Origin of the sequence: Brachyspira sp. (genome assembly GCF_029258575.1) — a bacterium.
Classification (GTDB): domain Bacteria; phylum Spirochaetota; class Brachyspiria; order Brachyspirales; family Brachyspiraceae; genus Brachyspira.
Genome location: NZ_JARHYI010000010.1, coordinates 1 through 8040, shown reverse-complemented (window position 1 = coordinate 8040; position 8040 = coordinate 1). Strand labels below are relative to the sequence as shown.

The 8040-nt window shown below is 24.9% G+C and carries 8 protein-coding genes; 2 read left to right on the top strand and 6 right to left on the bottom strand.

Annotated elements, in window-relative coordinates; all coding sequences use genetic code 11:
• On the top strand, positions 1-1782 hold a 1782-nt coding region (locus Q1J76_RS00840; protein WP_300365442.1), incomplete at its 5' end, for a glutamine synthetase III family protein.
• 29 nt (positions 1783-1811) lie between these two features.
• On the opposite strand, the gene Q1J76_RS00835 is transcribed toward Q1J76_RS00840, so the two are convergent.
• From Q1J76_RS00835 to Q1J76_RS00825, 3 genes are read right to left on the bottom strand one after another with little or no spacing between them, the layout of a single operon-like run.
• Positions 1812-2828, bottom strand: a complete 1017-nt coding sequence (locus Q1J76_RS00835; RefSeq protein ID WP_300365439.1) for a WYL domain-containing protein — start codon at positions 2826-2828, stop codon at positions 1812-1814.
• 17 nt (positions 2829-2845) lie between these two features.
• On the bottom strand, positions 2846-3973 hold the full coding sequence (locus Q1J76_RS00830; RefSeq protein WP_300365436.1) for a hypothetical protein: 1128 nt from the start codon (positions 3971-3973) through the stop codon (positions 2846-2848).
• Positions 3964-5013 carry a DUF1385 domain-containing protein gene (locus Q1J76_RS00825; protein ID WP_300365433.1) on the bottom strand — a complete coding sequence of 350 codons (1050 nt, stop codon included), beginning with the start codon at positions 5011-5013 and terminating at the stop codon, positions 3964-3966. The genes Q1J76_RS00830 and Q1J76_RS00825 overlap by 10 nt, the downstream gene beginning before the upstream one ends.
• Before the next feature lie 115 nt (positions 5014-5128).
• On the opposite strand from Q1J76_RS00825, the gene Q1J76_RS00820 reads away from it, so the two are divergent.
• Positions 5129-5533 (top strand): hypothetical protein, encoded by a 405-nt coding sequence (locus tag Q1J76_RS00820; RefSeq protein WP_300365430.1) that lies wholly within the window; start codon positions 5129-5131, stop codon positions 5531-5533.
• A 108-nt stretch (positions 5534-5641) separates the two neighbouring features.
• On the opposite strand, the gene Q1J76_RS00815 is transcribed toward Q1J76_RS00820, so the two are convergent.
• From Q1J76_RS00815 to Q1J76_RS00805, 3 genes are all read right to left on the bottom strand, one after another.
• Positions 5642-6643, bottom strand: coding sequence for an NAD(P)H-dependent glycerol-3-phosphate dehydrogenase (locus tag Q1J76_RS00815; RefSeq protein ID WP_300365427.1), 1002 nt, complete (start codon positions 6641-6643; stop codon positions 5642-5644).
• 105 nt (positions 6644-6748) lie between these two features.
• The gene (locus Q1J76_RS00810) at positions 6749-7309 is read right to left on the bottom strand and encodes a TetR/AcrR family transcriptional regulator (protein ID WP_300365424.1); all 561 of its coding nucleotides are present in this window, start codon (positions 7307-7309) and stop codon (positions 6749-6751) included.
• Between the two features lie 134 nt (positions 7310-7443).
• Entirely contained in the window at positions 7444-7755 is a 312-nt protein-coding gene (locus Q1J76_RS00805; protein WP_300365421.1) for an alpha-glucosidase C-terminal domain-containing protein, read from the bottom strand.
• Positions 7756-8040 lie beyond the last annotated feature (285 nt).

Genomic DNA, 8040 nt, shown 5'->3' with positions numbered 1-8040 from the left:
GGTGAGCCTGATGCATCTAGTTTTCCATCAGGGGGGCTCAGGGCTACATTTGAAGCTAGAGGTTATACGGCTTGGGATCCTACCTCTTATGCTTTTATAAAAGATGATACTTTATGTATACCTAGTGCTTTTTGTTCATACAGTGGTGAATCTTTGGATAAAAAAACTCCCCTACTTCGTTCAATGGAAGTAATAGAAAAAGAGGCTAAAAGAATATTAAAACTATTTGGACATAATGATATAAATAGAGTATTTACTACAGTAGGTGCAGAACAAGAATATTTTTTAATAGATAGAGATTTGTATTTACAAAGACCTGATTTAAGATATTGTAAAAGAACTTTATTCGGAGCTTGTCCGCCTAAAGGTCAGGAATTGGAAGATCATTATTTTGGAGCTATTAAACCTAGAGTACTTACATTTATGAAAGAGCTTGATAATGAACTTTGGAAACTTGGAATAGTTGCTAAGACAGAACATAATGAAGCTGCTCCTGGTCAATATGAATTAGCTCCAGAATTTACTGTTACAAATATGGCTACAGATCAGAATCAAATAACTATGGAGCTCATGAAAGTAATTGCAGAAAAACATAATTTGGCATGCATACTTCATGAAAAACCTTTTACTGGAGTAAATGGAAGTGGGAAACATAATAATTGGTCTATGGCTTCAGATACTGGGTTAAATTTATTGGATCCTACAGATAATCCTTCTAATAATAAACAGTTTTTATTGTTTTTAGTTGCTGTAATCAAGGCTGTTGATGAATATCAGGATCTTCTTAGAGTAACTACTGCAACTGCAAGTAATGATCATAGATTAGGTGCTGCCGAAGCTCCTCCTGCTATAATATCTATATTTCTTGGAGATGAACTTACTGAAATACTTGAATCTATGGAAAATTCTAAAAAATATAAAAGCAAAGAAAAAGTTGAAATGGAGATGGGAGTTAATTCTTTGGCTAGACTTACAAAAGATACAACTGATAGAAATAGAACTTCTCCTTTAGCATTCACTGGAAATAAATTTGAATTTAGAATGGTAGGAGCAAGTTTATCCGTTTCAGGACCTAATATTATTATGAATACTATAGTAGCTGAAGCTTTATCTCAATTTGCTAATATATTAGAAAAATCTGGAAATTTAGAGAAAGATATTGATGAACTTATAAGAGAAACATTTAAGAAACATAAAAGAATAATATACAATGGTAATAATTATTCTGATGATTGGGTTAAAGAGGCTTCAAGAAGAGGATTATTTAATTTAAAAACTACACCAGAAGCATTACCTCATTTTATATCTAAAAAGAATATAGAAGTTCTCACAAAACATAAAGTTTTAACAGAAGCAGAAATACATTCTAGATATGAAATAAGTATGGAGGAGTATATTAAGGAAATTAATATAGAAGCTCTAACTTTAATAGATATGGTGCATAAGCAAATACTACCTTATTCTATGGAATATTCTGGAGAACTTTCTAATACTGCTGATAAAAAAAGAAATTTAAAATTAAAATTTGATGTAGAAAAAAAATTAATTAATAAAGTTAATAATCTAATTTTAGATTTGGATAATAAATTAGAAAAATTAGAAAAATATATTGAAGAAGCTAAAAAAATTAATGATATATCTAAATCAGCCAAATTCTACAGAGATAAAATATTTGATTGTTTAGAAAATATGAGAATTACAATAGATGAATTAGAAAGAATAGTATCTAAAAAATATTGGAAGCTTCCTACATACGGAGATATGCTTTATAGTTTATCGTAGTAATTTATAGATATCATATATTTATCCTATTATTCATCTTTCATAATAGATAATGAATTTGTCAAATGATCTATAAATTCCTTATTAAACCTTTTAGGTGATATTATTTTAAAAGAACCAAGCCAAGGACTTAAAAATATTCTAAATTCTGTAAAAGATGAAAAATCAAAATTTATATATATTCCTCCATCTTCTAATTCTTTCTTTATTTTTTGATTGAATCCATAATCTCTGTTTCTAAAATAATGTGCAACATCAGAATTAAAATAAACAGTAGTTTTTATCAAATCATTATCGCTCCAATATATACTTCTTTTTTTCTCTATTAGTTTTATCAATTTGTTTCTATTATTAAGTCTATTTTTATATTCTGTATAATACTCTTCTTTTTCCTTATTACTATTGAATTTTAATTTTTGTATAACTTCAATATCTGATATATTGCTTATAGAATAAGTTTTTATTCTTTTATATTTATTATCATAAGCAACCAAATACCATATACCTTGAAAATAATAAATAAGATAAGCAATAGCTTTAACTTTATAATTTATATTACTGCTTTGTATATAGTAATTAAAACTTATATCATTCAAATCTTTTACACAAGAAAGTAATTTATCTATATTTTCAGGATTTCCTGATATATTATTTATTTCATTATTGGCAATCACTATAACATCATAATATTCATTATCTATATTCTTTGGAAGAAGTTTAGATATAGTTGAATATGGTATTAAAGATAGATTGGAACTAATTTTTTTCATAAAAACAGAAAATAATATATCAGCATTTTTTTTAAGATCATCATCAAAATTAAATCCTTTTTTTAATTTTTTCAAATGCTCTTTTTTTACAATATATCTATCATTTTCCAAAATTAAATCTATCTGTAAATATCTATGTATTTCTTCTATATCTCTCTGTGCTGTTCTCAAAGACATATTATTAGAATCTATAAGTTTATTTTTATCTATAAAACCATCTAATATCAAAGAAGTATATATTTGAAATAATCTAACAAATTTTTTATTTTCTGCCATTTATAATACTCTAATGATTAAAATACGCTATGAACAAATTCTTTTACAGCATTCCCATTAATATTGAATTGTTCATTATTTATAGTGAAATATCCATCTAATATACCTTTTACTGTTTCCATATCTATTTTACTAAAACCTCCGAAAGAATCATATGAATAGTTTCCTGTAACAGTAAATACAAAACTAAATCCTTCTTCTTTAGAATAATAATCTATAATATCTTTATATTCATGTGATTCAAAATTTTTATATACATACCATTTATTATTAAATAAAAATTTTATCATTTTAGAATTCTGGGACTGTGGCTTTGAATCATATATAAATACTGGTATTGGTTCTGTAGTATAAGAAGTATAAACTAATGCTGCCGTTATATTATGATTATATCTTGAAGTAACCCTTCCTACTGTATTTATTGCCAAGACAGAGCTTGTATCAGTTATAGCATTTTCACTTCCAGGTACTGTTAAATAACCATTGGGAATACCATAATAAAATGCTGTATACAATGCTCTATTATGCCTCCAATTTACCATAGATGCAGAGTAATTTGTGAATTTTAATGAAAACTCTGTATTTATTAAATTACTAATAGAAGATTTTAAATTTATTTTTGTATTATAAAAATTAGGTATTTCTATATTGAATTCCCCTACACTCTTTTTAAATTTTGATCTTACAAAATTATCATAAAAATCTAAAAAATCTTTTTCATTTTCTTTAATGAAAAATGATTGAGAATCTCCATCAAGTATATTAAAAGCATAATAAGAAAAATATCTTTTTAATCCATATTTATAAAGCTTCCAAAATATTATATGATTATCATGAAATAAATACAAATATAGATTTTCAGTCATATCATTATTTATTTGTATAGATTTTGGTATATTTGTAACATCTCCTGTATAATATATTCCTTTACTATTTGTAATGGATACTATATTACCTTCAAATACAGGAGTATCATTTCTCATATATGATTTTTCTGGTACTACCCTATAATTTGTATGTACAAACATAAGTACAAATATAAAAATTATGAAAATTATAAATGCAGCAATTATATATTTTTTTATATAATTAGAGGAATATTCATAATAATTATCATTTGCTATTAAACGTTTTTTTATACGCATAGTTTTTTTTCTACTACAGCAGCATCATTTTCTGCAATCTTTTCAATATCAGCTTGTACCTCTTCTTCTGTTCTATTTTCTACTGATGTATCTAATAATTTACTTAAAGCAAATAATGCAACTTCTATCTCATCATCTTGAGGTCTTCTGGTAGTTATTTTTTGAAGCAGAAGCCCAGGTAATATTGCAAGTCTCATAAGTGGAAAATTATAAAATTTAAATCCTAATTTTAATATTTCATAAGATATTCCAGAAACTATAGGAAGAAGCATTATATTAATAGCTAACACAGTTAAATTACCAACTATTTTAACAGGAGTATAAGATGCATATATATAAGTATATACAAAATAACTTGTAAACATATAAAGCAGTATTGATACAGTTAATACTAAAAACATAAATGTAGTACCGCATCTAGGATGTATAGTAGTATAATCTCTAATATTACCTTTATCAGGATCAAGACCATGTTCATATGCATTAACTACCATATGTTCTGCTCCATGATATTCAAAAACTCTTTTAATATCCTTGAAGAAAGATATTATAAGAAGATATAAAACGAATATAGCTAATTTAATTCCGCCTCTAACTAAATTAAATACAATAAAATTTGATTTTTCATCTATACCAATTAAAGTAGTTACGAAATAAGGCAAAGCTATAAAAAGCCCAACGGCAAAAGCTAATGATATGAGCATACTTATAGTCATAGCTATATTATCATTCTTTTCTGATTTAGGCTTATTATTCTTTTTATTATTTTCCTCTTCAATACCAGCAGTATTAGCAGAAAACACCAATGTTTTATATCCTAACTTCATCATATCTATAAAATTTACAATACCTCTAAAGAAAGGCATTTTACTTAATTTATTCTTATTCTCAGGCACAGATGCTTTTATAAAATCTATTTGCTTATCAGGTTTTCTAACAGCAACTACATAATGACTTTTATTTCTAAGCATTATACCTTCTATAACAGCCTGTCCTCCGACTCCTTCTTTGATTCTATTTTCATCTAATTTTTTACTCAAAATACATATCCTCATTTATTATAAAATTAAAGTAGATATATAATATATTAAATATAATATTCTTTCAAGCAGAAAAAAAACTTGAATTTGTAAAAAAAAATTATATATTTAATATATGAAATATTTGCTTATATTAATAATATTAGCTTTTATATCTTGTAAAAGTACTCCATTGAAAATGACAGAAGTAGCTGAAGAAGTTCATAATAAAGAAACTATTTCTATTCCAAAAGCTATAACATTAAAGGATAGAGCTGGATATTATAAAAGTAAAAGTCCTTATTTCACTTTCGATGTAAATTTGAAAGAAAATGGTTATGCGAATGTAGTATTAAAGGGCTGGATGGTTTATAGAGGTGTAATAAAAGTTGGAGATCCGAATTCAGAAAATAAAAAATTTATTTTGGATATAGACAATATTACTCATGTAGTGTTAGAGTTTAAAGATATAAATAATGCTAAAGCTTCTGTTGTATTAAAAAATGTTGTTCAGCAGACACTTTATATGAATAAGATGTAAGTTTTATAAAAATTAAGTTTAATTTTTTGTATTAAATATCCTTAATATAAATTAATTATATTTGTAATGTACTATTTTATTCTATATTAAAAATATAATTATTTTTTATCAAAAAAATCCCTCACTTTTAGCATCTTTACTCATAAGTTCTTTTAGAGTATTTTGTATGTCAGCATTATTAAAAAGTATACTATATATTGCTTCTGTTATAGGCATATAAATATTATTTTTTTGAGCATATTCATAAGCAGCAGTAGTAGCATATACTCCTTCAGCAACTTGACCATGATTTTCTACTATTACCTCTTCATATTTCTTACCTTTAGCGAGTTCTCTTCCCAATCTATTGTTTCTGCTAAGTCCGCTTGAACATGTTACTATTAAATCCCCTATTCCAGATAAACCGTACATAGTATCTATTCTAGCACCTTTACTTAAAGCAAATCTTACTATTTCATGTAAGCCTCTTGTTATTAGTGCAGCTTTGGTATTATCGCCAAGTTTAAGACCATCTACTATACCTCCTGCAATGGCTATAATATTTTTTAAAGCTCCCCCTATTTCAACCCCTTTTTGATCTGTAGAATTGTATATTCTAAATTTAGGTGGAACGGTTAATGTATCTCTTACATATTCAGATACCCCTTTCTCCCCTCCTATAACTACAGCAGTAGGCACTCCTTTAGCAGTTTCCTCTGCATGTGAAGGACCTGAAAGTGTTAATATAGATAAATCTCCTGATATTATACTTCTAGCTACTTCACTCATAGTCTTTCCTGTTTTTCTATCAAGACCTTTTGTTGCTGATACTAATATTTGTTCATTACTTATATAAGGCTCTATATTGATACAAGCTTCAGCAAAAGCGAAAGACGGAGTTACTATTATAACTATCTCACTATTATTAACAGCTTCTCCTATATCCATTGTGAATTTTATATTTTTATTTAATTCTATATTTTCTAAATAATTATCATTTCTATACGAAGTGCTTAATAATTTATAGCTGTTTTCACTGTGAACCCACATCTTAATATTGTGTTTTTCCGAAAAAATATTTGCAAGTGCAAGCCCCCAGCCGCCTGCCCCTATAATTCCTACATCTATCATAGTATATCCTATTAACTTATTATAATATAGTATATATAAAAAATCATTATTATCAATACATATTTAATAAAAACATTATGTAAACTATAATTTAAATAGTACAAATTATTTAAATGATTTTGCAAGAAGACTGCATATATTATCAAGTAAATCTTTTTTCTTTATTTTGTTATTATCCTTTACCCAACAGAATATTACAGAAACTAGAGCACCTGAAAAAAATTGAGACATTATTGTCCTATTTTTATTATCATCATTTTTTATTGTTTCACCTAAATAATCTATAAGTATTTTATATAATGATGAAACAAATAGTAATGTATTATTATAATCTATTAATGATGTATTAAAATAATTTTTATTATCATCAAAGTAATCAAGAATCTTTTCTAATATCTTTCTATAATTTTTTTTGAAATCATATATAGTATTATCATTATCAAGTTTTGTTACAATATCCTGTTTTATATCTTCTATAACTGCATCCAATAATTCTTCTTTGTTACTAAAATGATCATAGAAGGTTACTCTATTAACCATAGCCTGTTCGCATATTTCAGTTACACTTATGTCTTTTAATGAATTAGTTTTTAAAAGTTCAAGTAATGATTCTTTTAGTAATTTTTGAGTTTTTATTATTCTTAAATCTTTTTTTTCACTTTTCATAATAAAAATATTATTTTGTTTTAGAATAATATTACAATAAAAATAAAGTTTGTCAAAGAAAAAATAATATATTAAAATATTCCTTGTATATATTAGTACATACAAGGCTTTTAATATAACAGTAAAAAATTAAATTATTCATTATAATACAATATTATAGATTCATAAGGTTTTAATTTAAAAATTGTTTCTAATTTAATCTCATCATCATCATAATTTGAAAGAATACATTTTGAATTTTTTATATCAACATCAATATTATATAAATCTACTTTGCATTCATTAGCATAAAAATTCTTTATAATTAAAATTTTTTCATCGTTATATTCTCTTATAAATGCAAGTACATTTTTATAATAATTAAATATAGAATCTTTAATATTATTTTTTGCATTTATATCTTTATAGTTATAAATTACTTCTATACAAGATATTATTGCTGTCAATAAATGATTTAGGATATATTTTATAAACAACTTTATTTTTGAAATTCATAAATTAGTTATTATTATTTATTTTAATTCTATTACTTTAGCTCTCCATTTTTTATTAAAGTATTTTCTTTAAGTAAATTAATCTTAGTACCGTCTATAAATATAATATGTATACTAAATATTTTTCATTGTTTTTTATATACCATAAATCATTGCAAGCTATTAAGTCCATTTTTTTACTATATTTCCAGCTTTCACAAAAGATTCAAAAAATTATCAATTAAGCTTACAGTATCC